Origin of the sequence: Odoribacter sp. AF15-53 (assembly GCF_003479425.1) — a bacterium.
Classification (GTDB): Bacteria; Bacteroidota; Bacteroidia; order Bacteroidales; family Marinifilaceae; genus Butyricimonas.
In genome coordinates, this window is sequence record NZ_QUHC01000006.1 from 71196 (window position 1) to 97633 (window position 26438).

Sequence of the window (26438 nt, forward strand, 5' to 3'; positions counted from 1 at the left end):
TTTTACTCTTTTTACTAAATTAATAATCAACCCTGACGTTGTTTGAACTTCGGGTTCTTTTTGCAAATGACGTACAAAACGCCTTTTCTTCTTACAATCTTGCAATCAGCACTACGCTTCTTAACAGATGCTCTTACCTTCATTGCTCAACAATTTAATTTTTATATCTAAACGTTATCCTACCTTTCGTGAGATCGTAAGGGGACATGTCCACTCTTACCTTATCTCCCGGAAGTATCTTTATATAGTGCATTCGCATCTTTCCCGAAATATGAGCCGTTATAATGTGCCCGTTTTCCAGTTCAACACGAAACATAGCATTTGACAATGCTTCCGTTATTACTCCATCTTGCTCTATCGAAGGCTGCTTCGCCATATACGTTTCTTTACTTTAAAAGATTATCTTCTATATATTCAAATGTCGACAAAATATCAGCTTCTCCCTTGCCGATAGCAATCGTATGTTCAAAATGCGCTGCCGGCAAATGATCCCGCGTCTTTATCGTCCAACCGTCAGACATCTGGAACACGTTACGCACTCCCATGTTGATCATCGGCTCGATTGCGATCACCATCCCGACCTTCAGCTTACAACCTTGCCCCCGCCGCCCGTAATTCGGAACTTGAGGCTCCTCGTGCAAATTTTTCCCTACTCCATGCCCAACAAGTTCCCGCACGACAGAAAAACCATTCGCTTCCGCATATGATTGCACGGCATAACCGATATCTCCTGTCCTCATCCCCGCTACTGCCTGTCCTATTCCTTTATACAAGCTATCTTTCGTCACCTGCAAAAGTTTCTTCACCTCCTCGCTAATCTCCCCCACTGCAAATGTATAGGCGCTATCCCCGTAAAAGCCATTCATCACAACCCCGCAATCAACAGATACAACATCACCTTCTTCCAAACAACGAGAGGACGGAATCCCGTGAACCACTTCATCATTCACTGAAATACAAAGCGTGTTCGGGAACCCTCCATATCCAAGAAATCCGGGAACGCCACCATTTGAACGAATAAAATCTTCAGCAATCTTATCCAGCTCTAAAGTCGAAATACCTGGGCGAATGTGTTTGGACACCTCACCCAGAGTCTTTCCTACTAATCGGTTGCTTTCCCGCAATAACTCAATCTCCTCCTGTGTCTTTAAAAAAATCATGCCGCAAAAGTACAATTTATTTTCTTAATATGCAGCAGGTCCTCCAGGATTTTTACCCTTGATACGTCCGGACTTCATCAACCCGTCATAATGACGCATCAACAAGTGAGACTCGATTTGCTGTAATGTATCTAATACAACTCCCACCAAAATCAACAACGACGTACCTCCATAGAACTGAGCAAACTGGTGGTTCACACCAGAAATCTGGGCGAAAGCCGGAAGAATTGCTACAAGTCCGAGGAATATAGATCCCGGAAGCGTGATTCTTGACATGATCGTGTCGAGGAATTCCATTGTTTTTCTTCCCGGTTTCACACCCGGAATAAATCCACCGTTCTTTTTCATATCCTCAGACATCTGCATCGGATTCACCGTGATCGCCGTGTAGAAATAAGTAAATGCGACAATCATGATAAAGAACGTGAAATTATACCAGAATCCCGTGAAATTCGAAAATGCCGCAGCAAAACCGGACAACGCCTCGATATTCGAGTACTGGATAAATGAAACAGGCAACAACATAATAGCCTGAGCAAAGATGATAGGCATAACCCCAGCCGCATTAATCTTCAACGGAATGTATTGACGAACGCCACCGTATTGCTTGTTACCCACGATTCTCTTAGCATACTGTACAGGCACTTTACGCGTTCCCTGCACGAGCAAGATCGACCCGCAGAATACCAAGAATAATATAATCAACTCGATCAAGAACGCTACCAATCCTCCTCCCTGTTGAGACACTCTGGAAGTTAACTCTGCAAAGAAAGCAAATGGCAAACGGGCGATGATACCGATCATGATAATAATCGAAACACCGTTACCGATTCCCTTATCGGTGATTCTCTCTCCCAACCACAGGACAAACATTGAACCTGCAGCCATAATAATTATGGAAGGAACAGAAAAACGCCAAAAATCAGTATATACAAAAGCCTCTACCGGTACATGAGCTTTCAAGTTTGTAAGATACGCTGAACCTTGTAATACCAGGATAACTAATGTGAGGTACCGCGTGATCTGGTTGATCTTACGTCTACCACTCTCGCCTTCCTTCTGTAAGCGCTGAAAATAAGGAACTGCTATTCCTAATAACTGCACAACAATGGATGCGGAGATGTAAGGCATAATACCTAACGCAAATACCGACGCGTTCGAGAATGCACCCCCGGAGAACATATCCAGCAGGCCTAACACGCCACTTGCTGTCTGATCTTTCAGAGCCTGCAAACCATGAGGGTCGATACCCGGCAGTACGATCTCTGTTCCTAACCTGTAAACGAGAATAAGCCCAAGCGTAGTAAGAATCCTAGTCTTGAGCTCCTCTATTTTCCAAATGTTCTTTAATGTATCAAATAACTTCATAAGTTCTTTCTTTTAAGGCATTGATCTGGGATGTTGTTAAAGTTGCTTCAAAAATAGTAATTCTATTTTAAAAACAACTTTAAACTCCCAAATTTTTAATCTTACAATTTAACTACTGTTCCGCCAACAGCCTCGATAGCGGCTACCGCTTTAGTGGAGAAAGCATGAGCTTTCACCTCAAGCTTAGCAGTTAACGCTCCGTCACCCAACACCTTAAGAAGATCGTTCTTCGACATTAATCCTGCTTGGATCAACACGTCCCGGTCGATTACGGTAAGATTATCTCTTTCAGCCAAATCCTGAAGCATCCCTACATTGATAGCTTTATATTCTACTCTGTTTACATTTTTAAAGCCAGACTTCGGTACACGTCTCTGCAAAGGCATCTGTCCTCCCTCAAAACCAATCTTTGATTTAAAACCAGATCTTGATTTAGCACCTTTATGCCCTCTTGTAGAAGTACCTCCTTTTCCGGAACCCTGACCACGACCAATTCTCTTTTCTCTGTGAGTTGATCCGGCGGCCGGTTTTAAGCTACTTAAATCCATTGTATACTCTTTAAATAGGTTTAACAAATTACTTTACTTCTTCTACGCGTAGAAGATGTTTCACTTTAGCAACCATTCCCATGATTTGCGGTGAAGTCTCGTGTTCAACACTACTGCTCAGTTTTCCGAGGCCTAGTGCGTTCAAAGTAGCGATTTGACGTTTGTCACTACCACTTCTACTCTTTACCAGTGTAATTTTAATCTTTGCCATCGTTACATTCCAGTTTAACCGTTAAACACTTTGTCAAGACTAATTCCTCTTTGTTGAGCAATCATACGAGGATCTCTCAATAACTTCAAAGCGGCAAAAGTCGCTTTCACCAAGTTGTGAGGGTTAGATGATCCTTTGGATTTTGCCAACACGTCTTTAATACCGGCACTTTCCAACACGGCACGCATAGCACCTCCGGCCACTAGTCCGGTACCGGAAGAAGCGGGACGCATAAATACGGTAGCACCACTAAATTTAGCTTCTTGCTCGTGAGGAAGAGTTCCTTTCAACACAGGTACCTTAATCAAGTTCTTCTTCGCAGCCTCGACGCCTTTTGCAATAGCAGTCGTTACCTCGTTAGCTTTACCCAACCCGTAACCTACTGTTCCATTCTCGTCGCCAACAACCACGATAGCAGAGAAACTGAAGGTTCTACCACCCTTGGTAACTTTCGTTACGCGGTTGATAGCCACCAATCTGTCTTTCAATTCCAAGTCTGCACTATTAATCTTCTGTTCCATTCTTGCCTACTTTTAAAAATTAAGACCACCGTTACGAGCTGCATCTGCTAATGCTTTCACTCTTCCGTGATATAAATACCCGTTTCTGTCAAACACAACAGAAGTAATCCCGGCTGCCTTTGCTTTTTCCGCAATCATAGCACCCAACAATTGAGCCTGTTCTGTTTTGTTGCCTTTCTTTTCAGCGATCTCTTTGCATAAAGAAGATGCTGATACCAGAGTTTTTCTGGCATTATCATCAATGATCTGAGCAGAAATTTGCGCGTTTGAACGGAATACCGACAAACGAGGTCTCTCTGCTGTTCCGAAGATTACTTTACGTATTCTTCTTTTTATTCTTATTCTTCTTTCTACCTTAGTTAAAGCCATAACATTACTTTTTTACAGGTGATTAAACTTTAGCTGATTTACCAGCCTTACGACGAAGAACTTCACCCACAAACTTAATACCTTTACCTTTGTACGGTTCCGGTTTACGGAATGAACGGATCTTGGCCGCTACCTGACCGATAAGTTGTTTATCGCAACTTTCCAGTGTGATAATCGGGTTCGCACGCTTCTCGTTAAGTACACTCACTTTCACTTCATTCGGTAACACCATGAAGATCCCGTGTGAATAACCTAATCCCAATTCCAAAACTTGACCTTCAGCGTTCGCCCTGTAACCTACTCCGACCAACTCCTGTTTGATCGTGTAACCTTCAGAAACACCTACAACCATGTTGTGAATCAAGGCACGATACAAACCGTGCATGGCTTTATGAGCTTTATCTTCTGACGGACGCTCTACGATTACGTGAGCTCCTTCCACTTTCACGATCATTTCTCCGTGTACGTCCTGAGAAAGTTCTCCCTTCGGACCTTTTACTACGACCGTGTTATCAGGATTTACAGTAACTGTAACCCCTTGTGGTATATCTATTGGTAATTTTCCTATTCGTGACATTTTCCGCCCTTTTTATTAATAAACATAACACAATACTTCTCCACCAACATTCTTCTGGCGAGCTTCTTTATCAGACATTACGCCCAATGACGTTGACAAAATCGCGATCCCCAATCCGTTCAACACGCGAGGCATTTCGTCTACATTCGTGTAACGTCTCAGACCCGGTTTTGAAACACGTGTCAATGTCCTAATGGCGGGCATTTTCGTTTCAGGATGATATTTCAACGCAATTTTAATATTGCTTCTAACACCATCTTGCTCGAATTTATAATTCAGGATATATCCTTTTTCTTTCAAGATTTTGGTCATTTCCCGTTTCATCTTTGAACCGGGGATATCCACAACTTTATGACCTGCTTTCACTGCATTTCTAATGCGAGTAAGGAAATCTGCTATTGGATCTGTCATTTCTTCAAATTTTAAATATTACCAACTAGCCTTTTTAACTCCGGGTATAAGTCCGGCAGATGCCATTTCGCGGAACTGAATCCTACTTATACCAAACTGTCTCATGTACCCTCTTGGTCTTCCGGTCAACTTGCATCTGTTATGCAAACGGACACGGCTAGAGTTCTTAGGTAGAAGGCTCAATCCGACATAGTCTCCTTCCTCTTTTAACTTAGCTCGTTTTGCGGCGTACTTTTCTACCAATTTTGCACGCTTTACCTCACGGGCCTTCATTGATTCTTTTGCCATTTTGCTTTTTTTTAGTTCTTTTTAAATGGTAATCCAAATTCTCTTAGAAGAGCAAAACCCTCTTCGTCGGTATTAGCCGAAGTTACAAACGTGATATTCATACCCATGATCTTGTGAACACTGTCCAACACGATTTCCGGAAATATGATTTGCTCTTCTATTCCTAATGTGTAATTTCCTCTTCCATCAAGCTTATTGCTGATCCCCTTGAAGTCGCGGATACGCGGAAGTGCGGCAACAATAAGTCTTTCCAAAAATTCATACATACGTTCTTTACGCAAAGTTACCCGAACACCGATCGGCATTCCTTTACGCAATTTAAAGTTAGAAACGTCCTTTGTTGATTTACAAGAAACGGGTTTCTGACCGGTGATGGTCGCAATCTCGTTCAATGAAAACTCAAGGATTTTCTTATCCTGGATGGATGATCCCACGCCCTGATTGATTACTATCTTCTCCAATCTGGGTGCCTGCATAACTGACTTGTATCCGAACTCTTTCATCAAAGTCGGTACAATCTCTTCGTTATACTTTGTTTTGTAATTTGGTACGTATTTCATTTATTATTATTTGTTACTATGCCTCACGGCATATTATTTTAAATTTGCGGCTGCAAAACTACAAATTTAAATTATAAATTGCAAGTTGCTCTAAAACAACCTGCAATTATTTATTTTATTACTTCAATTCCTGACCGGATCTCTTAGCGAATCTCACTAATTTTCCTTCAGCGTTCCGTCTGCGTCCGATCTTCGTCGGCTTGCCTGTCACCGGATCAACAACATTCAGGTTGGAAATGTGAATCGGAGCCTCTTTCTTGACGATTCCTCCTTGCGGGTGAGCTGCATTCGGCTTGGTATGTTTACTTACCATATTGATACCTTCAACAATAGCTCTTTGCTTGTCCGGAATCATTTCAAGTACCTTTCCCTGCTTCCCTCTGTCTTCTCCTGCATTTACCTGAACTAAGTCACCTTTCTTTATATGAAACTTCTTGCTCATCGTATAAATTATTTATGATTTATGATTTACGATTTATGACTTCAAGACTTCCGATCATTATTCCAATCTAAAATCTAAAATCATAAATCTAAAATCTTAAAGTACCTCGGGGGCTAAAGAAACAATCTTCGTATAACCCTCACGAACTTCTCTGGCAACAGGTCCGAAGATACGGGTTCCTCTCATTTCTCCAGCATTGTTCAACAACACGCAAGCGTTGTCATCAAAGCGGATATAAGATCCATCCGGACGTCTGTACTCTTTACTTACACGAACTACCACGGCCTTACTAACTGAACCTTTCTTTACTTCACCGTTCGGGATGGCGTTCTTCACGGTAACAACGATTTTATCGCCCACGCGTGCGTATCTTTTCTTGGTACCACCAAGTACGCGGATACAAAGCACTTCTCTAGCGCCGCTGTTATCGGCTACGGTCAATCTACTCTCTTGTTGTATCATGATTACTTAGCTCTTTCAATGATTTCAACTAATCTCCATCTCTTGGTCTTACTCAAGGGACGAGTTTCCATAATTCTCACTGTATCTCCGATGTTACATTCGTTCTTCTCATCGTGAGCAGTGAACTTCTTGGTCTTGTTGACGAACTTCCCGTAAATCGGGTGCTTCTCCTTAAAGTGAACGGCAACCGTGATAGACTTGTCCATCTTGTTGCTTACCACAAGACCGGTACGCTCTTTTCTAAGATTTCTAGTTTCCATTATTTCCTATTACTTTACCGTTAATTCACGCTTGCGCAACTCAGTCATCAATCTCGCGATGTTTCTTCTTGTTAACCGGATTAACATCGGGTTCTCAAGCGGAGAAACTGCATGGTTCATCTTCATCTTGTTCAAGGCAGCTTTCTCTGCCTCGATCTTTTCTCTTATCTCTTCAGTGGTTAAATCTTTAATCTCTGATGTTTTCATTTCTCTTACAATTTTTCGATTCGAAATTCAAAATAGTCTCACGACTACTCAGTGTAATCACGTCTAACCACGAACTTAGTAGCGATGGGTAGCTTCTGGGCTGCCAGGCGTAAAGCCTCTTTAGCGATTGCATACGGTACTCCGTCAGCTTCGAAAAGAATACGTCCCGGAGTAACTGGAGCAACGAATCCTTCTGGAGATCCCTTACCCTTACCCATACGAACCTCAGCGGGTTTCTTAGTAATAGGTTTATCTGGAAATATACGAATCCATATCTGACCCTGTCTTTGCATGTAACGGGTTACCGCGACACGGGCTGCCTCTATCTGGCGTTGTTCAATCCACATATTCTCCAACGCCTTGATCCCGAAAGATCCAAATGCAAGTTCATGTCCCCTCTGGGCATTCCCTCTCATTCTCCCTTTCTGCGATCTTCTGTATTTAGTCCTTTTTGGCTGTAACATAGCTCTTGATCTATTTAAAAGTTAAAAGACTATTTTTTTCTCTTTTTAAACCCGCCTTTTTTGCCGGCATTGTTCGGACGGTTGTTGTTCTCTTTTTGAGCCCCAACCAATGAGTTCGGAACCAGTTCACGTTTTCCGTAAACCTCACCCTTGCAAATCCAAACTTTAATACCCAGCTGACCATAGGTCGTCAACGCCTCGGCCTGAGCGTAATCAATATCAGCACGGAATGTGTGCAATGGAATTCTACCCTCTTTGTAGATTTCTGCTCTTGCCATTTCAGCCCCGTTCAAACGACCGGAAATCAAAATTTTGATACCCTCTGCTCCCATTCTCATGGTAGAAGCGATAGCCATCTTGATCGCTCTACGGTAAGCCACACGGCCTTCCAGCTGACGAGCTATATTATTACCTACAATCACGGCATCCAATTCAGGACGTTTGATCTCGAAGATATTTATTTGAACTTCTTTATCGGTGATCTTCTTCAGCTCCTCTTTCAACTTATCAACCTCTTGTCCGCCTTTACCAATGATGATACCCGGACGAGCAGTGTTGATCGTGATCGTGATCAGCTTCAAAGTTCTCTCGATAACAATTTTAGCGATTCCTGCTTTAGCGAGACGGGCGTTCAGATACTTTCTGATCTTGTAATCTTCCACCAATTTATCGCCATAGTTCTTACCGCCAAACCAGTTAGAATCCCATCCTCTGATGATTCCTAATCTATTGCTTATTGGATTAACTTTCTGTCCCATGCTAACTATTCTTTTGTAATGTTTTCTACAGCTGTCTTGCTTCCCAACACGATCGTCACGTGATTTGAACGTTTACGAATCCGGTGTGCTCTTCCTTGCGGGGCTGGTCTAAGTCTTTTCAACATACCTGCACCGTCAACGAAAATCTCTTGCACGAACAAGGAGGCCTCGTCAACACGTTTTCCCTCGTTCTTTTGTTCCCAGTTTGCAATTGCTGAAAGCAACAACTTTTCAACCTTACGAGCAGCTTCTTTAGGACAAAATTTAAGCATATCCAAAGCTTTCTGTACATCTACTCCGCGAACTAAGTCTGCTACCAATCTCATTTTTTGAGGAGATGTAGGACAATCGCGAAGAATTGCAAAAGCCTTCTCTTTCTTGGCTTCTTTATTCTGATTTGCTCTTAATCTTTTTCTTGCACCCATTTTAATACATCTTCTTTAGTTCAACTTTACCATGCATTATTTTTTCTTTTTATCAGCATGGCCTCTAAATGTACGCGTCGGCGCAAACTCTCCCAACTTGTGACCTACCATATTTTCGGTCACGAATACCGGGATAAACTTATTACCGTTGTGTACAGCGATAGTGTGCCCTACGAAGTCCGGAGAAATCATGGAGTGACGAGCCCAGGTCTTAACAACCGATTTTTTATTGGACTCATTCATTACCAATACTTTTCTCTCTAACTTGAAATCAATAAAAGGGCCTTTTTTTAACGAACGACTCATAACATCAATAATTAATCAGTTATTTTTTCCTTCTTTCTATGATATACTTGCTAGAGTGTTTCTTCGGAGCTCTAGTCTTGAGACCCTTAGAGAACAAACCTTTTCTTGAACGAGGTTGTCCTCCTGAAGCGCGACCTTCACCACCACCCATCGGGTGATCAACCGGGTTCATTACTACACCTCTCACACGAGGTCTGCGACCTAACCAGCGAGTACGACCTGCTTTACCTGAACGTTCCAACGCGTGGTCGGAATTAGAAACCGTACCAACGGTTGCACGACAAGTCAACAGTACCATACGAACCTCACCGGAAGGTAACTTGATTGAAGCATACTTTCCTTCTCTCGCCACTAACTGAGCGTAAGAACCAGCGCTACGAGCCATCACGGCTCCTTGTTGCGGTCTCAACTCGATGTTATGAATGATTGTACCTAATGGAATTTCAGATAAGAACAATGCATTTCCAACTTCCGGAGCAGCACCTGCACCACTCATCACGGTCTGGCCTATTTCCAAACCATTCGGTGCCACGATGTAACGTTTCTCTCCGTCTGCGTATACTAACAAAGCGATACGAGCCGTACGATTGGGATCGTACTCGATCGTTGCAACACGAGCAGGAACATTATCCTTGTCGCGTTTGAAATCTATTACTCTGTATCTTTGTTTATGACCACCACCTATATACCTCATTGTCATCTTACCGGTGTTATTACGTCCACCAGTCTTACTCTTTGGTCCTAACAATGATTTCTCAGGTCTATCTGTAGTCAACTGATCAAAGGTAATCGCTACCTTATGTCTCTGACCAGGAGTTACAGGATTCAATTTTCTTACAGCCATCTTAATTAAATATTGCTAAAAAAATCAATACTATCACCTTCTGCTAAGGTCACAATTGCTTTCTTGAATGAAGCGGTTCTACCAGAGATCACGCCTGCTTTCGTGTAACGGGATTTTGCATCTCCCTGGTACACCATCGTGTTCACGGACTTCACGGTCACGCTATACATCGTTTCAACTGCTCTCTTAATCTCAAATTTATTCGCTGCTTTGCTCACAACGAATGCTACTCTGTTCTGCTTGTCAGTCAATGCAGTCATCTTCTCTGACAAAATGGGCTTTACAATCACTTGCATGTCTTACTCTTCATTAAGATTAAACATTTCATTAAGGCCCTGCACTGAACTTTCAACGAACACGAGATTCTTAGCTCGCATGATATTGTAAGTTGCAAGATCGCTAACTCTCATCACATCCACGTATTGCAGGTTACGGGCTGACAACAGGACGTTGTCGTTCATTTCATTGGTAACCAACAGGATGTTCCGATTCTCAATTTTCAGGTTATTAAACAGCTGTATCATCTGTTTTGTCTTCGGAGCCTCGAAATTGAGATCCTCGACAATAGTCACCGCGTTAGAAGCGGCTTTTACAGATAACGCTGATTTACGGGCCAATCTTTTCAGCTTCTTGTTCAATTTGAAGCTATAATCTCTTGGTACGGGTCCAAACACTCTACCACCTCCTCTGAACAGAGGATTCTTGATACCACCTGCACGGGCGCCACCGGTACCTTTTTGCTTTTTCAGCTTGCGGGTACTACCGGAAATCTCATTTCTTTGTTTTGACTTGTGGGTCCCTTGGCGGTTGTTCGCTAAAAACTGCTTTACATCAAGATAAATAGCGTGCTCGTTAGGCTCAATCCCGAAGATAGCGTCATTTAACTCTACCTTCCTGCCTGTCTCTTGTCCGGCAATGTTTAATACACTTAACTCCATTACTTCTCGATAATTACGTATGAACCTTTAGCTCCGGGGATAGAACCCTTCACCAATAACAAATTATTTTCAGGTATCACTTTCAGCACTTCCAAGTTCTGAACCGTTACTCTGTCACCACCTGTTTGTCCACCCATGCGCATTCCTTTGAACACGCGTGACGGTGTAGAACAAGCACCGATAGAACCCGGCTTTCTCTGGCGGTTATGCTGACCGTGAGTAGCCTCTCCCACTCCGGCAAATCCATGACGTTTCACAACACCCTGGAAACCTTTTCCTTTAGTAGTTCCGACTACATCAACGTACTCTGTTCCCTCGAACAATTTCACGTCAATTACATCGCCTAACTTGTACTCGACATCATACCCAGAAAACTCAACAAGTTTTCTTTTCGGAGTTGTGCCTGCCTTTTTAAAATGTCCACATAGCGGTTTCGTTGTGTTTTTCTCTTTCTTGTCATCAAAACCCAACTGAATGGCTGTGTAACCGTCTGTCTCAACTGTTTTAACTTGGGTTACAACACATGGACCGGCCTCAATCACAGTGCATGGAACGCTTTTTCCCTCGGCACTGAATACGGAAGTCATTCCGACTTTTTTTCCAATTAAACCTGGCATCTCTTTTTTCTCTTTTTAAAAATAGGTTTTCAATCTCTTAATAACGACATAGGTTTTCGCCGTTATCAAACTTTAATCTCAACTTCAACACCACTCGGTAATTCAAGTTTCATCAAGGCGTCAATCGTACCTGCAGTTGAACTGTAGATGTCAATCAGTCTTTTGAACGTGCATACCATAAATTGTTCCCGGCTCTTCTTGTTCACGAACGTAGAGCGGTTTACAGTAAAAATACCTTTGTGAGTCGGAAGTGGAATCGGTCCACTTACCACAGCACCGGTAGCCTTCACTGTCTTTACAATCTTCTCTGCAGACTTGTCAACCAAGTTGTGATCGTAAGATTTCAACTTAATTCTGATTTTTTGGCTCATGTTTTTGTTTATGATTTATGATTTATGATTTACGATTCAAGGTTACCCGTGAACCGTAAATCTACAATCCAAAATTCTATACTAGGTCTACTCTACCGTTATTTTTCTCAACTACCTCTTTGGCAATTCCCTTCGGAACTTCCGCATAGTGAGAGAACTCCATGGAGGAACTTGCACGTCCTGAAGACAAGGTTCTCAAAACGGTCACGTAACCGAACTGCTCTGAAAGCGGCACCTTAGCCTCGATCACGCGAGCTCCAGCTCTTGATTCCATTCCTTCAACCTGTCCGCGACGACGGTTCAAATCTCCGATAATATCTCCCATGTACTCTTCCGGGGTTACCACCTCAAGCTTCATGATCGGCTCCAACAACACGGGTCTTGCCTTTTGAGCAGCCTCCTTGTAACCGATCTTGGCAGCCATTTCGAAAGATAACGCATCCGAGTCTACCGGGTGGAAAGATCCATCCAACAAGGTAATCTTCAAGCTTTCCAACGGGTAACCAGCCAAAACACCATTATCCATTGCTTCCTTGAAGCCTTTCTCTACCGACGGGATAAATTCTTTCGGGATATTACCACCCTTCACCTCGTTCACGAAAGTCAAACCTTCTTTGCCATCTTCTGCCGGCTCCATTCTGAAAATGATATCGGCAAACTTACCACGACCTCCGGTTTGTTTCTTGAACACGTGACGGTGATCGATAGTCCCGGTGATAGCCTCTTTGTAAGCCACCTGAGGCGCTCCTTGGTTACACTCAACCTTGAACTCGCGTCTCAAACGGTCAAGGATAATATCCAAGTGAAGCTCACCCATACCGCTGATGACAGTCTGGCCTGAATCCTCATCAGTCTTCACGCGGAAAGTCGGGTCTTCCTCGGCCAATTTAGCCAAAGCCATACCTAGCTTATCCGTATCTTTCTGAGTAAGCGGTTCAACGGCAATACCGATCACCGGTTCCGGGAACGTCATGCTTTCCAGCACGATCGGATTCTCCTCGGTACACAAGGTATCTCCGGTACGAATATCTTTAAATCCAACGCAAGCGCAAATATCACCAGCCTCGATCACATCTTTCGGCTGTTGTTTGTTTGAGTGCATTTGGAATAAACGAGAAATACGTTCTTTTTTCTCTGTACGCGGGTTGTACACGTATGATCCGGCCTCGATTTTACCGGAGTAAATACGAGTATAGCACAAACGTCCCACGAACGGGTCTGTCGCAATCTTAAACGCGAGGGCAGAAAGTGAAGCATCCGGGTCGATCTCGAAAGTCACGGGCTCTTCCGTACGCGGTCTCTTACCAGCAGCAGCCGGGATATCCAACGGGTGCGGCAAATAAGCGATAACGGCATCCAACAAATTCTGAACCCCTTTATTTTTGAAAGAGGAACCACACATCACCGGGCAGAAATCCATGGCGATAACGGCTTTACGAATCACGGCTTTCAACTCCTCCACGGTAATTGACTCCGGATCCTCGAAGAAACGTTCCATCAAAGCCTCGTCCTGAACGGCTGCAGCCTCAACCAATTTCTCTCTCCACTCTTGTGCTTCCGCTAACAAGTTTGCAGGGATCTCGGTCGCAGTCGCGGTCATTTCCCCATTCTCCCACACGTAAGCCTTCATCTCAACCAAATCGATCACACCTTGGAAAGAATCCTCGGCCCCAATCGGCAATTGCAACGGAATCGGGTTCGCATGTAATTTCTCGCGAATCTCGCGTACTGCTTTGAAAAAGTCAGCACCGGAACGGTCCATTTTATTCACGAAAGCAATTCTCGGAACACCATATTTATTGGCCTGCCGCCAAACAGTCTCCGATTGAGCTTCCACTCCACCTACAGCACAGAACAATGCTACAGCACCATCCAAGACACGCAAAGAACGCTCCACCTCAACGGTAAAGTCAACGTGTCCCGGGGTGTCAATAATATTTACTTTATATTGTTGACCTTGATAATTCCAGAAACAGGTAGTAGCAGCAGAAGTAATAGTAATACCTCTTTCCTGCTCTTGTACCATCCAGTCCATGGTAGCCGTACCATCATGCGTTTCACCGATTTTATGATTTACTCCGGTAAAATACAGGATACGCTCAGTTGTTGTCGTTTTTCCGGCATCAATGTGAGCCATGATACCGATGTTTCTTGTAAAATGTAAATCTCTCTTTGCCATTTATCTTATCCCTTCAATTAAAATCTGAAATGTGCAAAAGCTCTGTTGGCTTCAGCCATACGATGAATATCCTCTTTCTTCTTGAAAGCCGCTCCTTCTTCCTTGTATGCAGCCATGATTTCAGCAGCTAATTTTTCTGCCATGTTCCGTCCGCTTCTTTTGCGAGAGAACAATATCATATTTTTCACGGAGATAGCTCTTTTTCTCATCGGGTTAATTTCCATCGGCACTTGGAATGTTGCACCACCTACACGACGGCTCTTTACCTCTACTTGCGGAGTAATATTCTCCAAAGCTTGCTTCCAGATGTCCAACGCAGATTTCTCTTCCTTTTTGGCCATTTTTTCATCCACGATATCGATAGCATCGTAGAAAATTCTAAACGCGATAGACTTCTTTCCGTCTACCATTAAATCATTAACGAACCGGGTAACCAACACGTCATTAAACTTCGGGTCCGGTAACAGGATTCTTTTCTTTGGTTTTGTCTTTCTCATCTCTTCTAGTTTACGAATTTGTTCGTTCGCTGCCCTTTCCGGTCTTCAACGGTCTCACGACCATTTACTCAACTTTTCGGGAACAACCCATAAACAACTCCTGTCAATTACTTAAATTACTTTTTACCTTTTGCCGGAGCTGCAGCAGCACCTTTTTTCGGTCTCTTGGCACCATACTTGGAACGACTTTGCAAACGTCCGTTCACGCCGGCAGCATCCAATGTTCCACGAACCAAGTGATAACGAACTCCCGGAAGGTCTTTCACACGACCACCTCTGATCAACACGATAGAGTGCTCTTGCAAGTTGTGTCCTTCTCCCGGAATGTAGGCATTCACCTCTTTCCCATTGGTTAATCTAACTCTGGCAACCTTTCTCATCGCTGAGTTCGGTTTCTTCGGGGTCGTCGTGTACACACGAACGCAAACCCCACGTCTTTGAGGGCAAGCATCCAAAGCCGGGGCCTTGCTCTTGTCCTGGATTTTTGTTCTTCCTTTTCTTACTAACTGTTGAATAGTTGGCATACAAGTACTTTTAAATTAGTTACTTTTATTCAATTTGGCCCGCAAATGTACGAACTTTAATCATCACCACCAAACATTTCTATCATTTTTTCACAAAAAAAGCAAGAGAGTGAGAAAGTTAGCCTTCCCCCAACAAAAATAATCCCTATCTTCCACTTGAAATCACCCCTCCACGATCTTCCCGATCCCCGCAAACAATGAATGCCACAAATAATTAAACTGAGAACGATAGATATCCCTTTTCACCACCGCCTTTCCCGACCGAACCCGATCTCTTTCCGGGTTATTTCTCCGCACCAATACACCATTTATAATATCCGAAAGCGTGGACGCCTTTTTCAATCGCCCGTCTTTTTCCCTCAACAACGTGATCACGAAATCCTCGTATAAAAACTCCATTTCCGTCGTGGCCTCCCGGGCATCACCGGAAATACGGAATTTCATACGATCCACCTTCCCGGATTCTACCTCAATTTTCGTGAGAGGGGTTATCATCGGGTTCAGCAAAGCCAAATCCATTTCTCCCATTTCCCCCTCTATCTGGAAACGCCCATTCGAAGAAGCCACGGGCAAACGGAATGTGGTCCGGAACTCTCCCGCATTCATCAACTTACCACGAACTATCAATTTATAAAAAGGCTCGTTCGCCTTCACCACATTCGTCAATCCCTGAAATTCTCCACTCAGGTCATTAAAAGTGATTTTCCCCGGGGTTTCCTCGCTCTTAGACAATTCCTCGTAGGCCACGTGAACATGCAACAAATCAATTCTCTGTACCTCCAGTCCTAAAGGAAACTGCTGTACCCCCTCGTAAAACAAACGCTTTACCCGATCCGGTTGATCTATCTTTCTATTTTTAAAACTATTGACCGTGACATCCTGCACTCCCACGTATCCTACTTTCAAAAGACGAGCCGTCAACAAACTACCGAAATCCCATTGTTCTGCGGTAACATTACTGACTTTAACCTGAGTCCAGTCCTGTCCGGTTTTTATGGCATATTTACCCTTGGGCAACAGAGGTAAAAGACAGACACTATCTATCTTTATTTTCCCCTCACGACTTCCAACATACAAACCCTCCACGTTCAGAACCAGATTCCCGTTCAAAAGCTCTCGTTGCACTCGCTCCGACGAAACCCGAAGGGCTTCACAGGAAAACATTCGAGCCAAAGCCCCCGACATAACATTCCAAGCAAAACCTTCCGCTCCCACGTGTATATTCCGCCCCGTAGTCCGTGTCCAATTCCGTTTTTTCCATTGCTTGTACCGGATATCCTCCAAAGAAATATTAATCTCCCCGATCTCCAGTGCATTCAAAATCTCTCCCATCTTCCCGCGGAACACTTGCTCGTCGGTCTTTCCCGCCGTTTTACCCGTGATCTCGAACGAAGACGATTTCAAAACCAGCTTTTTAGTTTGAACAACAACTCCTGTATCTCTTTTTTTCCAATGAATACCCTTAATCGTCAGCTCATCGATAATGCCTTTCAACGTGTAGAACGGAATATTATGCTTTGCCAACAGAACACTATCCCCCATCACGTCCACCCGCTTCAATTTAACCGTTCTGCCGAGCAGATTTACACGAGCTCCACCTATTTTCAAACAAACAGCCCCTTTCGTACGAGTTGATACCCCTTGCTCCAGCCTAACTTTAATCTTATTTCCCAACCAAAATTCCACCCCCAACAACAACAAGAAAATAATAATTATCGAGCACAATACAATTTTAATAGTTTTCATCATCGCCATATTTATTTAATTAAGAAAACGAAACCGGAAACAAATAGTTACATTCGCACATTCACAAAAGGAACTTTCATCCTGCTTTTTACCATTACAGTAATAAAAACTCTCTCCTGATAGATATACTCCAAATACTTACACTAGAAACATATATATATAATTTAATATCAACTAAATATCACTACCGTATCAACACTACATACAATGCTGTTATAAAGTTATTATTATTCTATATGAACACTATACTAGTATAGCGTTCATATAGCGTTATAAGTGGAATTAACATGAAATTCCTCTAGTAATAAACAGAGAATCCAGATTGTCATCTTAGTGGCTACACGCTTGTTTCTCAACTACATGTAGCCTGACATAGTATTATTAAACACGAGTTTAAGGATCGCTCGTCTACTTTTTCAATTTTATCCGTATCAATTCACGTCCTTCACTCCCTTTCTGAAGTTCGACAGAAGATAATTGAGACTCTTTCAAATCACTCAATTGTTTCCATACATCCCCCTTCCTTCCATCTACTTGCACCTCGAAACGTTCACCAAAAGTTTTACAATCCTCCTGCTGCAATCGCCGATAAACCGAGGGGAAACGGGATTGCAAAGATTTCCGGAAAGAATCAAAAACATACGTTTTAGTAAAGCCATAAATCACCCCACTCGGATATTTCGGATCATCTTTTCTTACCTCAATCGTCACGATCTCTTGGGGATTAAGCCTTATAAACTGACCATCTGATCGCGGTTCTCCATCCACGAACCAAGCGAGTCCCTTTATTTCTTGTTTACGGACTAGCGGAGAGTATTGAATCTCGATATCATCTTTTATTGTCGGTTCCAAATTCTTGAATTTCCAGACGATTTTGTTCCCCTCTTTTTTATAACGGGACGGTGAAATCCGGATAATTTCATCTTTCGGGATATCATGATTCGTAACCTCCACGACAGCCTTACCGATGGTTCCCCACCAACCTGCACCCGTACTCAACAGGTAACTGAAAAAATGATTCCGCTTGTCATTATAAGCCGGTAACGTGTAGGTTACCTTAATCCAAACCGTTTTATCCTTGGGAAATTTCGTTTTCCATACATACCAGGGTTTATTGGCCTTTTCACGTTGCCGGAAAAGGCGAAATTCTTCGTTTTTGTCCTTTTCTCGCCGGATCTCTTTCAAATCCCCGGGAACATACATCTCAACCGCATCCACCTTTTCGTCATCCACCCAAACATGGAGATTTCCTCGAAAATCTTTATTTCCAAGATCCATGCCCCACGGGTAAAATTCCATCATCGGGAAACCGACCTCGACATCCTCGGTTTCATCGAAATTACGCATCTCGAAAATACATTCCACCTCCGAATGGTCTTTGTATAAATCCACGCGAACCTGTTCCGAAACCATCCTTACTTTCAATGAATCGCCCGGGACAATTCCTTTACCCCGTGTCGGGTTAGGTATAATATCCGCTTTCACGACCTCCAAAGACACGAGTACAAGTATACAAAAGAAGAAAACGCCTTTCATCAGATTAAGCTTCAAAATTATCTTTTAAAATTAAAACAAATTTATCAAAGAAGCAATACCTGTATTTTTTCTACCTTTGGGGTACAAATCTTAAAAAAGGAAATACACGAATATAAAATCTCAAATATGAAAACATTTATTCTCCTTCTAGCAGCCACCCTTCTACTTTTCCAGGCGGGAAATGGTTGCACGATCATCGTGGCGGGAAAGAAAGCCACGATCGACGGCAGTGTGTTGAATTCGCATACTGATGCTGGTGCCGATTGCCGCATCCGGGTGGTACCGGGACAGAAATTCCCCAAAGGAAGCATGACGCCTGTGTATTACGGAATCCAACGGGTGGATCTCCCACTGGATGATAACGGAGAAATTCTAGGTTATATCTCACAAGTGGAGCAAACTTATACTTATTTTCAATCTGCCTATTCGCACATCAACGAGTACCAGTTGTGTATCGGAGAAAGCACCACGAGCCAGCGTCCCGAACTGCAAGTCGCCAAGGGAGAAGGCAAACAGATCATGACCGTCGAACAAGCCATGATTTTCGCTTTACAGCGCTGTAAAACCGCCGAGGAAGCCTTGGAGTTAATCACCTTTCTCATGGAAAAGTACGGTTTCCTCCCGTCCTGCGGTCCCGAATCGGAATGCCTGACTATTGCCGATCCCGAAGGAATATGGGTACTCGAACTATTTAGCGTTGGGAAAGACTGGACCCCGGAAAGCGGTAAGCCGGGCGTGATCTGGGCCGCACAGCGGGTCCCCGACGAGGAGATTGCCATCATCCCCAACTGGAGCATCATCAAGGAAATTGATCTTTCAAAACCGGAACAATTCAAGGCATCTTCCAATTACATGCAAGTAGCCATAGATAACGGGTGGTACTCCCCGGAAAGCGGTAAGCCCTTTATCTGGCAAGATGTTTATGCCCCAACTCCAAGAGAATGGGCCACGAACCGTTTCTGGCTATTCGTCAACACGTTTGCCCCCTCGCTTGACCCGATCCCGTCAAGACGGACCAACAACCCGTTCGATAACCTGAACCAGTATATCCAATACGTGGAACCACTGAGCGTCTACTCCTTCTCGTTCAAACCGGAACGCAAAGTATCCGTGAAAGACTTCATGGATTTTCAACGCTCCACGTTCACGGGAACGATCTATGACAAGGAGAATGATGCCGCTTGGTATTACCCAGACAAAAACGGGAATATGGTGAAAAGCAAACTAGCGACACCTTTCCCTTCGAGTGAAACTCAAAAGCTCATGAAAACGACCCGTAGACGCCTGGTAGCTCGTGTTGACGGCGAATACGGTATGGTAGCTCAACTTCGTTCCGATCTACCGAAAGAAATCGGTGGCATCTACTGGGTTTTCCAAGACAATGCTTACACGTCACCTTATCTTCCTATTTTCACGGGAGTTACTCGTATCCCCGAAGTCTATTCCACGTACGACCCGAAGCAATACACGGACAACTCTGCCCGCTGGGCTATTGATTTCGTGGATAACCTGCTCTACCTGAACTGGCAGGACGGGAAAAAAGACCTCGAAGCGGCACGGGCCCCGATGGAACAAGATTTTTTCCGGCGTAATGCTGAAATCGAAAAAGAGTTTCTTGCCCTGCAAAAGAAGAGTCCCAAGAAAGCCGTGGAATTACTTAACAACTACACGCGGGAATGCGCCGACACAATCATGAAGACCTACGTGCAACTCAGGAATACCCTGATCACGAAATACACGAATAACAGAATGAGATAGATCAACGGCAGCCCTAGTTGCCGTTGACCAAACATCCGCAAGGAACAGGAGGAGAGATGTGTCTAACAAGTCCTTTTCCTACAAAACAACTACCCCCTTACACAGGGGGAGAGCTAACAACCAAACGGTTTCCCCTCCCGTGTAAGGAGGGGCAGGGGTGGTAGTTCGATGTAAATAGACTTGTTAGATCCCCTCTTCCTCTGAAAATAACAGTGATTTATATTCCATTTACACCGTAAATACGTATATTTGCAGAAAGGCGGCAGAGAGGATTCATCACACTAAATCGCTTCAATGGAATTAAGATTCAGCACGAAATTACAAGGGAGTATTGCTCTCACGGACTCTTTTCACACAAGCAAGCCCCTACGGGAGGATGATAGCTTGTACAAATTTATCTGGTCTCGCAAAGGTAAGACTGTGATTAACGTGGACCACCAAGTGATCACGTTACAAGAAAATGATATCGTTTCCCTAACGAATCTTCATCATCTGGAAATAGAGGAACACGACGGGGAATATCTCACACTCCTTTTCAACAGTAATTTCTATTGCATCTACGGGAACGATCACGAAGTTTCATGCAGCGGTTTCCTTTTCAATGGTACCTCCCGTATCATGCACTTCCAGCTCTCTGAGGAGGAACAAAGCACGTGCGAGGCGATAATCGCCGGGCTCCAAAGTGAATTTCAAGAGAATGATAATCTAAAAGAAGAGATGTTGCGCATCCTGCTGAAACACTTTATTATACACGCTACCCGTATCGCCCGCAAGAACTTACATATCACACCGGACATGGAAGAAAGTTTCAACACGGTTCGGCGTTTCTACGTGCTGGTAGACCAACATTTCAAGGAGAGGAAACAAGTACAGGATTACGCCGACATGCTGTGTAAATCGCCTAAAACCCTTTCACATCTTTTTTCGTTATACAATCTGAATTCCCCGTTGAAGGTGATCCACCAGAGGGTGGAAGCGGAAGCAAAACGTCTTTTACTTTACAGCTCGATGACAGCTAAAGAAATTGCACATTTCCTAGGCTTCGAGGATCAGGCTAGTTTCAGTCGTTTTTTCAGGAAGGTTTCCGGGGAGAGTGTAACGCAGTACAAGCGTCAGTTGAAAGAATCGGGAAAAATTGACAACTAAAACAGAAAAATTGCCATTTTTAGCGAAATGCGGATAGCCGATCTTTGTACCTGAAGTTAAACCATATAATTCAGGAATAAAATGAACGAGCAAGTAACAAGTATCATTCATCGTTTTTTAACGATCGCAGCATCAAGCAATGGTTTGGGTATTAAACTTATCCGGGTGGCAATCCTTATCATCTTCGTGTGGATCGGGGGGGTGAAATATTATCACTACGAGGCGGACGGTATCGTGCCGTTTGTCGCCAATAGTCCTTTCATGAATTTTTTCTATGACAAGCAAGCCCCGGAATACAAAGAATACAAAAATGCGGAAGGTGCTTACGTGGTAAAAAACCGAAAGTGGCATGAAGCGAACGGGACTTACACTTTTGCTTTCGGGCTAGGGGCATTGATCTGCACGATCGGAATCCTAGTCTTCCTGGGTATTTTCTTCCCGCGCATCGGTATCGTCGGAGACCTACTAGCGATAATCATGACTATCGGAACCTTGTCGTTCCTAATCACGACACCCGAAGTTTGGGTCCCCAACCTGGGAAGCGGGGAATTCGGATTCCCCTTGTTATCGGGAGCAGGACGCCTGGTAATCAAGGACACGGCCATACTGGCGGGAGCCGTGGTTCTACTGTCCGACTCGGCACAGCGTATATTGAAACAATTAAAATACAAGGATCATGAAACAATTTGACGCTATTATCATCGGGTTCGGCAAGGGAGGTAAAACCCTTGCCACGGAACTGGCTCAACATGACTGGACGGTTGCCATGATTGAACGGTCGGAAAAAATGTACGGGGGAACCTGTATCAACATCGGATGTATCCCGACCAAAGCTCTTATTCACCAAGCAGAACTCGCCGCACAAAAGCAAGGACTTTCGTTCGAAGAGAAGAAAGCGGACTACCGGAAAGCGATCGAATTCAAAAATAACGTGACGACAAAACTCCGCCAAAAGAACTACGATAATCTCGCAGACAACAAGAATATCACGGTTTACACGGGTGAAGGTCAATTCGTCTCGCCGGAGATCGTGAGGGTTACTACCAAAAAGGAGATGTTCGACCTGACAGCAAAGCATATCTTTATAAACACGGGAGCCGAGACCGTGATTCCCCCGATCGAGGGAATACAGGATAACCCGCGAGTATACACGAGCACGACGATTATGGAACTTGAAGAACTTCCCCGCCACCTAGTGATTGTCGGGGGTGGTTACATCGGCCTGGAATTCGCCTCCATGTACGCCTCCTTCGGATCGGAAGTGACCGTGCTGGAAGGTTTCTCGGAATTGATTCCCAGGGAAGACCGGGACATCGCCGCCAACGTGAAGGAAGTACTGGAGAAGAAAGGAATCCGGTTTATACTGAATGCCAATGTTCAGTCCATACACGATAAAGAAGGACTGGCTAGCCTGACTTACAAGGACTCGAAAAGCGGAAGATCAAACACGATAGAAGCAGATGCAGTCCTCCTGGCGACAGGAAGAAAACCTAATACAGAGCATCTGAACTTGCAGGCGGCAGGCGTGCAGGTCAACGACCGGGGAGCTATTATCGTGGACGAATACCTGAGAACGACCTTTCCAAACATCCGTGCTATCGGGGACGTCAAAGGCGGGTTACAATTTACTTATATATCCCTGGATGACTATCGCGTGATCCGGGAAGATCTGTTCGGGGACAAGAGCCGGGGAACGACTGATCGGGACCCCGTAAGTTATTCCGTGTTTATCGCCCCACCGCTATCTCGCATCGGTATGAGCGAGGAGGAAGCCCGTAAAAAGAACTTGGAGATTAAAGTGAACAAATTCACGGTTGGTTCTATCCCGCGAGTACACACGATCGGCAAAACAGAGGGGATGTTAAAGGCTATCATTGACGTGAAAACAAAAAAGATTCTGGGATGCACGTTGTTCTGCCCGGAATCCAGCGAGATCATCAATATCATTGCTATCGCCATGAAGACAGGACAAGATTACACGTTCCTCCGAGATTTCATTTTCACGCACCCGACCATGAGCGAATCGTTCAACGATTTATTCAAATAAATAGACTTGCAAAATTACCGGGGATGTCGTCAAACGCTATGATGCTTTTGATGCATCCTCTTTCTTTTTCCAGGAGGATTCGGGTAAAATAAACCAGAAGGTTGACCCTTTCCCGAAAACCGAGTCTACGCCAATTTGCCCGCCCAATTTCGTCACGATACTCTCGCAGATAGAAAGCCCAAGTCCCGTTCCTTGTTGGAAAGAATTCAGTTTCACGAAACGCCCGAACACTTCTTTCAATTTATCTTCGGGAATCCCGCATCCCGTATCGGAGACATAAAAATACAGGGAATTGTTCTTTCCTAGCTTGTAGCCGAAGCGAATGGACCCGCAGGATGTAAATTTCATGGCATTCGTCAGGAAATTATTCACCACTTGCATCAACCGGTTGGCATCGGAATAAATCATGCATTCCGGTAAATAATCAGCAAATTCAACAACGACCGAATCATTTTTCAAACGCATACGGGCCGTTTGCTCGATTTCAGTCAACAAGACATTAAGATTGATCTTGGAATACACGAATTCAAACACGCCCGCCTCTATTTTTGATAAATCCAGTATATCACCGATCAATTGCAATAATAAAGTATTGTTGTTTTCTATGATCTTGATGTATTCCCGCCGCTCGTTTTCATCCTCCGTGTACGCCAACACGTTCGAGAATCCCACGATCGCGTTCAACGGGGTACGGATTTCGTGGCTCATATTAGCGAGGAATGCGGATTTCAAATGATTAGATACTTCTGCCGCTTCTTTTGCCTTCACCAATTCTTCTTCCATTTTTTTCCGCTCGTCAATAAGCAAAGAGCCTCCCACCAACATGGTCGGATGCCCCTCTCCATCTTTCTCCCCCACGATGACAAAACTCTGGAACCAAAAATACTCGCCATTCCCATTGATAAGTCTTGCCCGGTATTCTTCTTGAATAATATCAGCACGCTTGTAAATCAGATCCCGGTAAGCGTTACGCATCCGGTCGCGATCATCCGGATGCACAAGCATATACCCCTCGTCTTCGGTTATGATATTCGGGGCTCCTGCCATACAATGATCGAGAGACACGTATTGAATATCATAGTTGATAGTCTTCTTCAATAGATCCCACGTCCAGGGAATCAGGCGTGTAGCTCCCAGTACCAACTCGTACCTCCTGTTCAGTTTTTCCAGGGATGCCTGATGTCTCTTTGTATTCTGGGAAGCCAAATATTCTTCCGTCCGATCGATGAAAAACACATCAAGCATATCTTTTTCAGAGGTCGGGAACGATAGCTTGTCGTAATAACGAATTCTATTATTTTCTTCCGGGAAGACAAAGGATGCCACCCGTCCGGTTTCTTTATTCATCATGTAATCCAGAAGCTGGTTATGAACATCCGCCTCGCTCAAGCGTTTCCCCACGATTTGTTCCCGGCTACAATGAAAGACTTTTTCAAAAGAAACATTCACGTCATGAAACACGAAATCAAAGACATTTCCTTTGAGGTCATATATCAATTGCTTGCGCATGTATATCACCGGCATATTATCCACCAATCGCCGGTACTGAGAGAGCAATTGAATTTCACGTGCCCGCAACCGTTGCCGTTGAAGAATAACGTGAAAACGCATCAACACGATAGCCCCCAATAATATAATCAAGGCAATCCCGATGACAATGTATATTTTATAACGCTGTAAAAAATCGGGTGGAACTTGGAAATAAACGGCATTACTAGGAAAACGATCAGGATCTATCCCGTGATGTACCAAATGGTGATAATTCAAATACATGCGAGGCGTTCCTCCCATCTGAAAAGGGATATCACTGGCAGTCTTACCGTTTAAAATTTCCCGTAGCGTTTGAACAACCCGACTCCCAAATTCCTGAACGGAAATAAAATATCCTCCAGCGAAAGCTCCTGTCTCGATATCCATTTCCGATAAGGTGAACACGGGCGTATCTGCGAAACCGAAAATAATCTTCTGGATATTATCAGCCAGATAATGATTTTCCGCCTGATTTCTTCCCATGAACCATGAATAGTATATAATCCCGACACCTCGATCATAACACATCAAGGTATCAAGTAATTGCTCTGTCGTCACGTCAAGCGAACAAAGCATTTCCAACTCCAAGTGCGGAAACTCTTGCTTCATCACGTAAGTCATTTCCTCGCGAGCCACGGCACTAATATACCGCCCGTCCGAGATGAACGCAATTTTCTTGATACCGGGTTGTAGTCTACGAATCAATTCGATTGTTTCCTTGATATAAAATGGCTGTTTCAGTACGGTCAAATTATAAGGAGCCGTCTCCTCTCTGGTTGAAATAAATTTCCCCTCCCCTTCCAGATCGCCATGAAGCAAGTCCTCTAGATGAACCGGAATTGAATCCCGCGAGTAACAAATCACGACAGGTACATCTTTCCACTCAGCATCAAATAAGGGCTGGCATACTATCCACCCCGGATCCCCAATAAAAACAACAGCACGAGGTGGCGTTAGATGACGTCCCAGCAACCACCCCCTTCTTTCCTCGGCTTCTTCCAATGTTTTAATTGCCGGCACCCAAAGCTCCTCCGCCTCTACCCGAATTCCACCAGACGTGAGTTCATCCCGGATATTTTGATACAAACTTTTCGTCCAGACTTCACTGAAGTTTACAGAATTAAGAACCAGTACATAATCTTTCTCCCGTGTATCTCCCGCCCAACCAGAGAAACACACAAACAAAAAGAAAAACAATACCGACACTTTCCTCATCATAGTTTTAATTCATACGCCGGCATCAAAAATACGAAATATTAATATGTTTGTCTCCCTGTTAAGCTAACTTTTCGAATATTTTTTAAGAATATCAAATGTTATAGGACAAAAACTATATATTCCCTGATCTACAACAATATAATTACGAGA

The 26438-nt window shown here is 43.9% G+C and carries 35 protein-coding genes; 4 read left to right on the forward strand and 31 right to left on the reverse strand.

Going from position 1 to position 26438, the window contains the following annotated elements; translation table 11 throughout:
* Positions 1–26: 26 nt before the first annotated feature.
* The 30 genes from ykgO to DWW52_RS13570 all read right to left on the reverse strand — a co-directional run bounded on the left by ykgO (position 27) and on the right by DWW52_RS13570 (position 18604).
* On the reverse strand, positions 27–143 hold the full coding sequence (gene ykgO, locus DWW52_RS13425; RefSeq protein ID WP_072025884.1) for a type B 50S ribosomal protein L36: 117 nt from the start codon (positions 141–143) through the stop codon (positions 27–29).
* Positions 144–154: 11 nt separating this feature from the next.
* Positions 155–376, reverse strand: a complete 222-nt coding sequence (gene infA / locus DWW52_RS13430) for a translation initiation factor IF-1 (RefSeq protein WP_018337664.1) — start codon at positions 374–376, stop codon at positions 155–157.
* A 10-nt stretch (positions 377–386) separates the two neighbouring features.
* A complete protein-coding gene (gene map, locus DWW52_RS13435) occupies positions 387–1160 on the reverse strand; it encodes a type I methionyl aminopeptidase (protein ID WP_118716024.1) in 774 nt (257 codons plus the stop codon).
* Positions 1161–1184: 24 nt separating this feature from the next.
* Positions 1185–2528 carry a preprotein translocase subunit SecY gene (gene secY, locus DWW52_RS13440; RefSeq protein WP_118716025.1) on the reverse strand — a complete coding sequence of 448 codons (1344 nt, stop codon included), beginning with the start codon at positions 2526–2528 and terminating at the stop codon, positions 1185–1187.
* A 101-nt stretch (positions 2529–2629) separates the two neighbouring features.
* The gene (gene rplO / locus DWW52_RS13445; protein ID WP_118716026.1) at positions 2630–3076 is read right to left on the reverse strand and encodes a 50S ribosomal protein L15; all 447 of its coding nucleotides are present in this window, start codon (positions 3074–3076) and stop codon (positions 2630–2632) included.
* A gap of 28 nt (positions 3077–3104) precedes the next feature.
* Positions 3105–3287, reverse strand: a complete 183-nt coding sequence (rpmD, locus tag DWW52_RS13450; RefSeq protein WP_118716027.1) for a 50S ribosomal protein L30 — start codon at positions 3285–3287, stop codon at positions 3105–3107.
* Between the two features lie 14 nt (positions 3288–3301).
* Positions 3302–3808, reverse strand: coding sequence for a 30S ribosomal protein S5 (gene rpsE / locus DWW52_RS13455; protein WP_118716028.1), 507 nt, complete (start codon positions 3806–3808; stop codon positions 3302–3304).
* Between the two features lie 12 nt (positions 3809–3820).
* Complete coding sequence (gene rplR / locus DWW52_RS13460) at positions 3821–4177, reverse strand: 50S ribosomal protein L18 (protein ID WP_118716029.1); 357 nt, start codon at positions 4175–4177, stop codon at positions 3821–3823.
* 22 nt (positions 4178–4199) lie between these two features.
* Positions 4200–4754, reverse strand: a complete 555-nt coding sequence (gene rplF / locus DWW52_RS13465; protein WP_118716030.1) for a 50S ribosomal protein L6 — start codon at positions 4752–4754, stop codon at positions 4200–4202.
* Positions 4755–4769: 15 nt separating this feature from the next.
* On the reverse strand, positions 4770–5165 hold the full coding sequence (gene rpsH / locus DWW52_RS13470) for a 30S ribosomal protein S8 (protein ID WP_118716031.1): 396 nt from the start codon (positions 5163–5165) through the stop codon (positions 4770–4772).
* Positions 5166–5183: 18 nt separating this feature from the next.
* Positions 5184–5453 (reverse strand): 30S ribosomal protein S14, encoded by a 270-nt coding sequence (gene rpsN / locus DWW52_RS13475; protein ID WP_018337673.1) that lies wholly within the window; start codon positions 5451–5453, stop codon positions 5184–5186.
* A gap of 11 nt (positions 5454–5464) precedes the next feature.
* Positions 5465–6013: a 50S ribosomal protein L5 gene (gene rplE / locus DWW52_RS13480; RefSeq protein WP_118716032.1), complete on the reverse strand. Its 549-nt coding sequence runs from the start codon at positions 6011–6013 to the stop codon at positions 5465–5467.
* Positions 6014–6131: 118 nt separating this feature from the next.
* A complete protein-coding gene (gene rplX, locus DWW52_RS13485) occupies positions 6132–6455 on the reverse strand; it encodes a 50S ribosomal protein L24 (RefSeq protein ID WP_118716033.1) in 324 nt (107 codons plus the stop codon).
* 96 nt (positions 6456–6551) lie between these two features.
* Positions 6552–6917 carry a 50S ribosomal protein L14 gene (rplN, locus tag DWW52_RS13490; RefSeq protein ID WP_118716034.1) on the reverse strand — a complete coding sequence of 122 codons (366 nt, stop codon included), beginning with the start codon at positions 6915–6917 and terminating at the stop codon, positions 6552–6554.
* Between the two features lie 2 nt (positions 6918–6919).
* Positions 6920–7177 (reverse strand): 30S ribosomal protein S17, encoded by a 258-nt coding sequence (rpsQ, locus tag DWW52_RS13495; RefSeq protein ID WP_118716035.1) that lies wholly within the window; start codon positions 7175–7177, stop codon positions 6920–6922.
* 9 nt (positions 7178–7186) lie between these two features.
* Positions 7187–7384 carry a 50S ribosomal protein L29 gene (gene rpmC / locus DWW52_RS13500; protein WP_118716036.1) on the reverse strand — a complete coding sequence of 66 codons (198 nt, stop codon included), beginning with the start codon at positions 7382–7384 and terminating at the stop codon, positions 7187–7189.
* 44 nt (positions 7385–7428) lie between these two features.
* Entirely contained in the window at positions 7429–7848 is a 420-nt protein-coding gene (rplP, locus tag DWW52_RS13505) for a 50S ribosomal protein L16 (RefSeq protein WP_027201668.1), read from the reverse strand.
* 29 nt (positions 7849–7877) lie between these two features.
* Positions 7878–8606: a 30S ribosomal protein S3 gene (rpsC, locus tag DWW52_RS13510; protein ID WP_118716037.1), complete on the reverse strand. Its 729-nt coding sequence runs from the start codon at positions 8604–8606 to the stop codon at positions 7878–7880.
* 5 nt (positions 8607–8611) lie between these two features.
* On the reverse strand, positions 8612–9031 hold the full coding sequence (gene rplV, locus DWW52_RS13515; RefSeq protein WP_118716038.1) for a 50S ribosomal protein L22: 420 nt from the start codon (positions 9029–9031) through the stop codon (positions 8612–8614).
* Positions 9032–9067: 36 nt separating this feature from the next.
* Positions 9068–9337 carry a 30S ribosomal protein S19 gene (rpsS, locus tag DWW52_RS13520; protein WP_106481356.1) on the reverse strand — a complete coding sequence of 90 codons (270 nt, stop codon included), beginning with the start codon at positions 9335–9337 and terminating at the stop codon, positions 9068–9070.
* Between the two features lie 19 nt (positions 9338–9356).
* Complete coding sequence (gene rplB, locus DWW52_RS13525) at positions 9357–10181, reverse strand: 50S ribosomal protein L2 (protein ID WP_118716039.1); 825 nt, start codon at positions 10179–10181, stop codon at positions 9357–9359.
* Positions 10182–10186: 5 nt separating this feature from the next.
* Entirely contained in the window at positions 10187–10477 is a 291-nt protein-coding gene (gene rplW, locus DWW52_RS13530; protein ID WP_087421396.1) for a 50S ribosomal protein L23, read from the reverse strand.
* Between the two features lie 3 nt (positions 10478–10480).
* Positions 10481–11119 carry a 50S ribosomal protein L4 gene (gene rplD, locus DWW52_RS13535; RefSeq protein WP_118716040.1) on the reverse strand — a complete coding sequence of 213 codons (639 nt, stop codon included), beginning with the start codon at positions 11117–11119 and terminating at the stop codon, positions 10481–10483.
* Positions 11119–11736: a 50S ribosomal protein L3 gene (gene rplC, locus DWW52_RS13540; protein WP_118716041.1), complete on the reverse strand. Its 618-nt coding sequence runs from the start codon at positions 11734–11736 to the stop codon at positions 11119–11121. The genes rplD and rplC overlap by 1 nt, the downstream gene beginning before the upstream one ends.
* 65 nt (positions 11737–11801) lie before the next feature.
* A complete protein-coding gene (gene rpsJ / locus DWW52_RS13545; protein WP_118716042.1) occupies positions 11802–12107 on the reverse strand; it encodes a 30S ribosomal protein S10 in 306 nt (101 codons plus the stop codon).
* 76 nt (positions 12108–12183) lie between these two features.
* Positions 12184–14286, reverse strand: coding sequence for an elongation factor G (fusA, locus tag DWW52_RS13550; RefSeq protein WP_118716043.1), 2103 nt, complete (start codon positions 14284–14286; stop codon positions 12184–12186).
* A 17-nt stretch (positions 14287–14303) separates the two neighbouring features.
* Positions 14304–14783, reverse strand: coding sequence for a 30S ribosomal protein S7 (gene rpsG / locus DWW52_RS13555; protein WP_118716044.1), 480 nt, complete (start codon positions 14781–14783; stop codon positions 14304–14306).
* Between the two features lie 116 nt (positions 14784–14899).
* Positions 14900–15307, reverse strand: coding sequence for a 30S ribosomal protein S12 (gene rpsL, locus DWW52_RS13560; RefSeq protein WP_087421393.1), 408 nt, complete (start codon positions 15305–15307; stop codon positions 14900–14902).
* A gap of 162 nt (positions 15308–15469) precedes the next feature.
* On the reverse strand, positions 15470–17056 hold the full coding sequence (locus DWW52_RS13565; protein ID WP_158582596.1) for a DUF748 domain-containing protein: 1587 nt from the start codon (positions 17054–17056) through the stop codon (positions 15470–15472).
* 405 nt (positions 17057–17461) lie between these two features.
* Positions 17462–18604 carry a hypothetical protein gene (locus DWW52_RS13570; RefSeq protein ID WP_148315371.1) on the reverse strand — a complete coding sequence of 381 codons (1143 nt, stop codon included), beginning with the start codon at positions 18602–18604 and terminating at the stop codon, positions 17462–17464.
* Positions 18605–18715: 111 nt separating this feature from the next.
* Here DWW52_RS13570 and DWW52_RS13575 point away from each other — a divergent pair, with 111 nt between their 5' ends.
* From DWW52_RS13575 to DWW52_RS13590, 4 genes are all read left to right on the forward strand, one after another.
* A complete protein-coding gene (locus tag DWW52_RS13575) occupies positions 18716–20347 on the forward strand; it encodes a dipeptidase (RefSeq protein ID WP_118716047.1) in 1632 nt (543 codons plus the stop codon).
* Positions 20348–20641: 294 nt separating this feature from the next.
* Positions 20642–21493 (forward strand): AraC family transcriptional regulator, encoded by an 852-nt coding sequence (locus tag DWW52_RS13580; RefSeq protein WP_118716048.1) that lies wholly within the window; start codon positions 20642–20644, stop codon positions 21491–21493.
* An 81-nt stretch (positions 21494–21574) separates the two neighbouring features.
* Complete coding sequence (locus tag DWW52_RS13585; RefSeq protein ID WP_118716049.1) at positions 21575–22183, forward strand: DUF417 family protein; 609 nt, start codon at positions 21575–21577, stop codon at positions 22181–22183.
* Positions 22170–23540, forward strand: coding sequence for an FAD-dependent oxidoreductase (locus DWW52_RS13590; RefSeq protein WP_118716050.1), 1371 nt, complete (start codon positions 22170–22172; stop codon positions 23538–23540). Before DWW52_RS13585 ends, DWW52_RS13590 begins: the two co-directional genes overlap by 14 nt.
* Positions 23541–23576: 36 nt before the next feature.
* Here the strand turns inward: DWW52_RS13590 and DWW52_RS13595 are convergent, their stop codons facing one another.
* Positions 23577–26288 carry an ATP-binding protein gene (locus DWW52_RS13595; protein ID WP_233556906.1) on the reverse strand — a complete coding sequence of 904 codons (2712 nt, stop codon included), beginning with the start codon at positions 26286–26288 and terminating at the stop codon, positions 23577–23579.
* Positions 26289–26438: the final 150 nt, after the last annotated feature.

Bases quoted from the DNA above. Each gene is read 5' to 3' on its own strand.
- ykgO (WP_072025884.1), bottom strand. From the start codon at position 143: ATGAAGGTAAGAGCATCTGTTAAGAAGCGTAGTGCTGATTGCAAGATT.
- infA (WP_018337664.1), bottom strand. From the start codon at position 376: ATGGCGAAGCAGCCTTCGATAGAGCAAGATGGAGTAATAACGGAAGCA.
- map (WP_118716024.1), bottom strand. From the start codon at position 1,160: ATGATTTTTTTAAAGACACAGGAGGAGATTGAGTTATTGCGGGAAAGC.
- secY (WP_118716025.1), bottom strand. From the start codon at position 2,528: ATGAAGTTATTTGATACATTAAAGAACATTTGGAAAATAGAGGAGCTC.
- rplO (WP_118716026.1), bottom strand. From the start codon at position 3,076: ATGGATTTAAGTAGCTTAAAACCGGCCGCCGGATCAACTCACAGAGAA.
- rpmD (WP_118716027.1), bottom strand. From the start codon at position 3,287: ATGGCAAAGATTAAAATTACACTGGTAAAGAGTAGAAGTGGTAGTGAC.
- rpsE (WP_118716028.1), bottom strand. From the start codon at position 3,808: ATGGAACAGAAGATTAATAGTGCAGACTTGGAATTGAAAGACAGATTG.
- rplR (WP_118716029.1), bottom strand. From the start codon at position 4,177: ATGGCTTTAACTAAGGTAGAAAGAAGAATAAGAATAAAAAGAAGAATA.
- rplF (WP_118716030.1), bottom strand. From the start codon at position 4,754: ATGTCACGAATAGGAAAATTACCAATAGATATACCACAAGGGGTTACA.
- rpsH (WP_118716031.1), bottom strand. From the start codon at position 5,165: ATGACAGATCCAATAGCAGATTTCCTTACTCGCATTAGAAATGCAGTG.
- rpsN (WP_018337673.1), bottom strand. From the start codon at position 5,453: ATGGCAAAAGAATCAATGAAGGCCCGTGAGGTAAAGCGTGCAAAATTG.
- rplE (WP_118716032.1), bottom strand. From the start codon at position 6,013: ATGAAATACGTACCAAATTACAAAACAAAGTATAACGAAGAGATTGTA.
- rplX (WP_118716033.1), bottom strand. From the start codon at position 6,455: ATGAGCAAGAAGTTTCATATAAAGAAAGGTGACTTAGTTCAGGTAAAT.
- rplN (WP_118716034.1), bottom strand. From the start codon at position 6,917: ATGATACAACAAGAGAGTAGATTGACCGTAGCCGATAACAGCGGCGCT.
- rpsQ (WP_118716035.1), bottom strand. From the start codon at position 7,177: ATGGAAACTAGAAATCTTAGAAAAGAGCGTACCGGTCTTGTGGTAAGC.
- rpmC (WP_118716036.1), bottom strand. From the start codon at position 7,384: ATGAAAACATCAGAGATTAAAGATTTAACCACTGAAGAGATAAGAGAA.
- rplP (WP_027201668.1), bottom strand. From the start codon at position 7,848: ATGTTACAGCCAAAAAGGACTAAATACAGAAGATCGCAGAAAGGGAGA.
- rpsC (WP_118716037.1), bottom strand. From the start codon at position 8,606: ATGGGACAGAAAGTTAATCCAATAAGCAATAGATTAGGAATCATCAGA.
- rplV (WP_118716038.1), bottom strand. From the start codon at position 9,031: ATGGGTGCAAGAAAAAGATTAAGAGCAAATCAGAATAAAGAAGCCAAG.
- rpsS (WP_106481356.1), bottom strand. From the start codon at position 9,337: ATGAGTCGTTCGTTAAAAAAAGGCCCTTTTATTGATTTCAAGTTAGAG.
- rplB (WP_118716039.1), bottom strand. From the start codon at position 10,181: ATGGCTGTAAGAAAATTGAATCCTGTAACTCCTGGTCAGAGACATAAG.
- rplW (WP_087421396.1), bottom strand. From the start codon at position 10,477: ATGCAAGTGATTGTAAAGCCCATTTTGTCAGAGAAGATGACTGCATTG.
- rplD (WP_118716040.1), bottom strand. From the start codon at position 11,119: ATGGAGTTAAGTGTATTAAACATTGCCGGACAAGAGACAGGCAGGAAG.
- rplC (WP_118716041.1), bottom strand. From the start codon at position 11,736: ATGCCAGGTTTAATTGGAAAAAAAGTCGGAATGACTTCCGTATTCAGT.
- rpsJ (WP_118716042.1), bottom strand. From the start codon at position 12,107: ATGAGCCAAAAAATCAGAATTAAGTTGAAATCTTACGATCACAACTTG.
- fusA (WP_118716043.1), bottom strand. From the start codon at position 14,286: ATGGCAAAGAGAGATTTACATTTTACAAGAAACATCGGTATCATGGCT.
- rpsG (WP_118716044.1), bottom strand. From the start codon at position 14,783: ATGAGAAAGACAAAACCAAAGAAAAGAATCCTGTTACCGGACCCGAAG.
- rpsL (WP_087421393.1), bottom strand. From the start codon at position 15,307: ATGCCAACTATTCAACAGTTAGTAAGAAAAGGAAGAACAAAAATCCAG.
- DWW52_RS13565 (WP_158582596.1), bottom strand. From the start codon at position 17,056: ATGATGAAAACTATTAAAATTGTATTGTGCTCGATAATTATTATTTTC.
- DWW52_RS13575 (WP_118716047.1), top strand. From the start codon at position 18,716: ATGAAAACATTTATTCTCCTTCTAGCAGCCACCCTTCTACTTTTCCAG.
- DWW52_RS13580 (WP_118716048.1), top strand. From the start codon at position 20,642: ATGGAATTAAGATTCAGCACGAAATTACAAGGGAGTATTGCTCTCACG.
- DWW52_RS13585 (WP_118716049.1), top strand. From the start codon at position 21,575: ATGAACGAGCAAGTAACAAGTATCATTCATCGTTTTTTAACGATCGCA.
- DWW52_RS13590 (WP_118716050.1), top strand. From the start codon at position 22,170: ATGAAACAATTTGACGCTATTATCATCGGGTTCGGCAAGGGAGGTAAA.
- DWW52_RS13595 (WP_233556906.1), bottom strand. From the start codon at position 26,288: ATGATGAGGAAAGTGTCGGTATTGTTTTTCTTTTTGTTTGTGTGTTTC.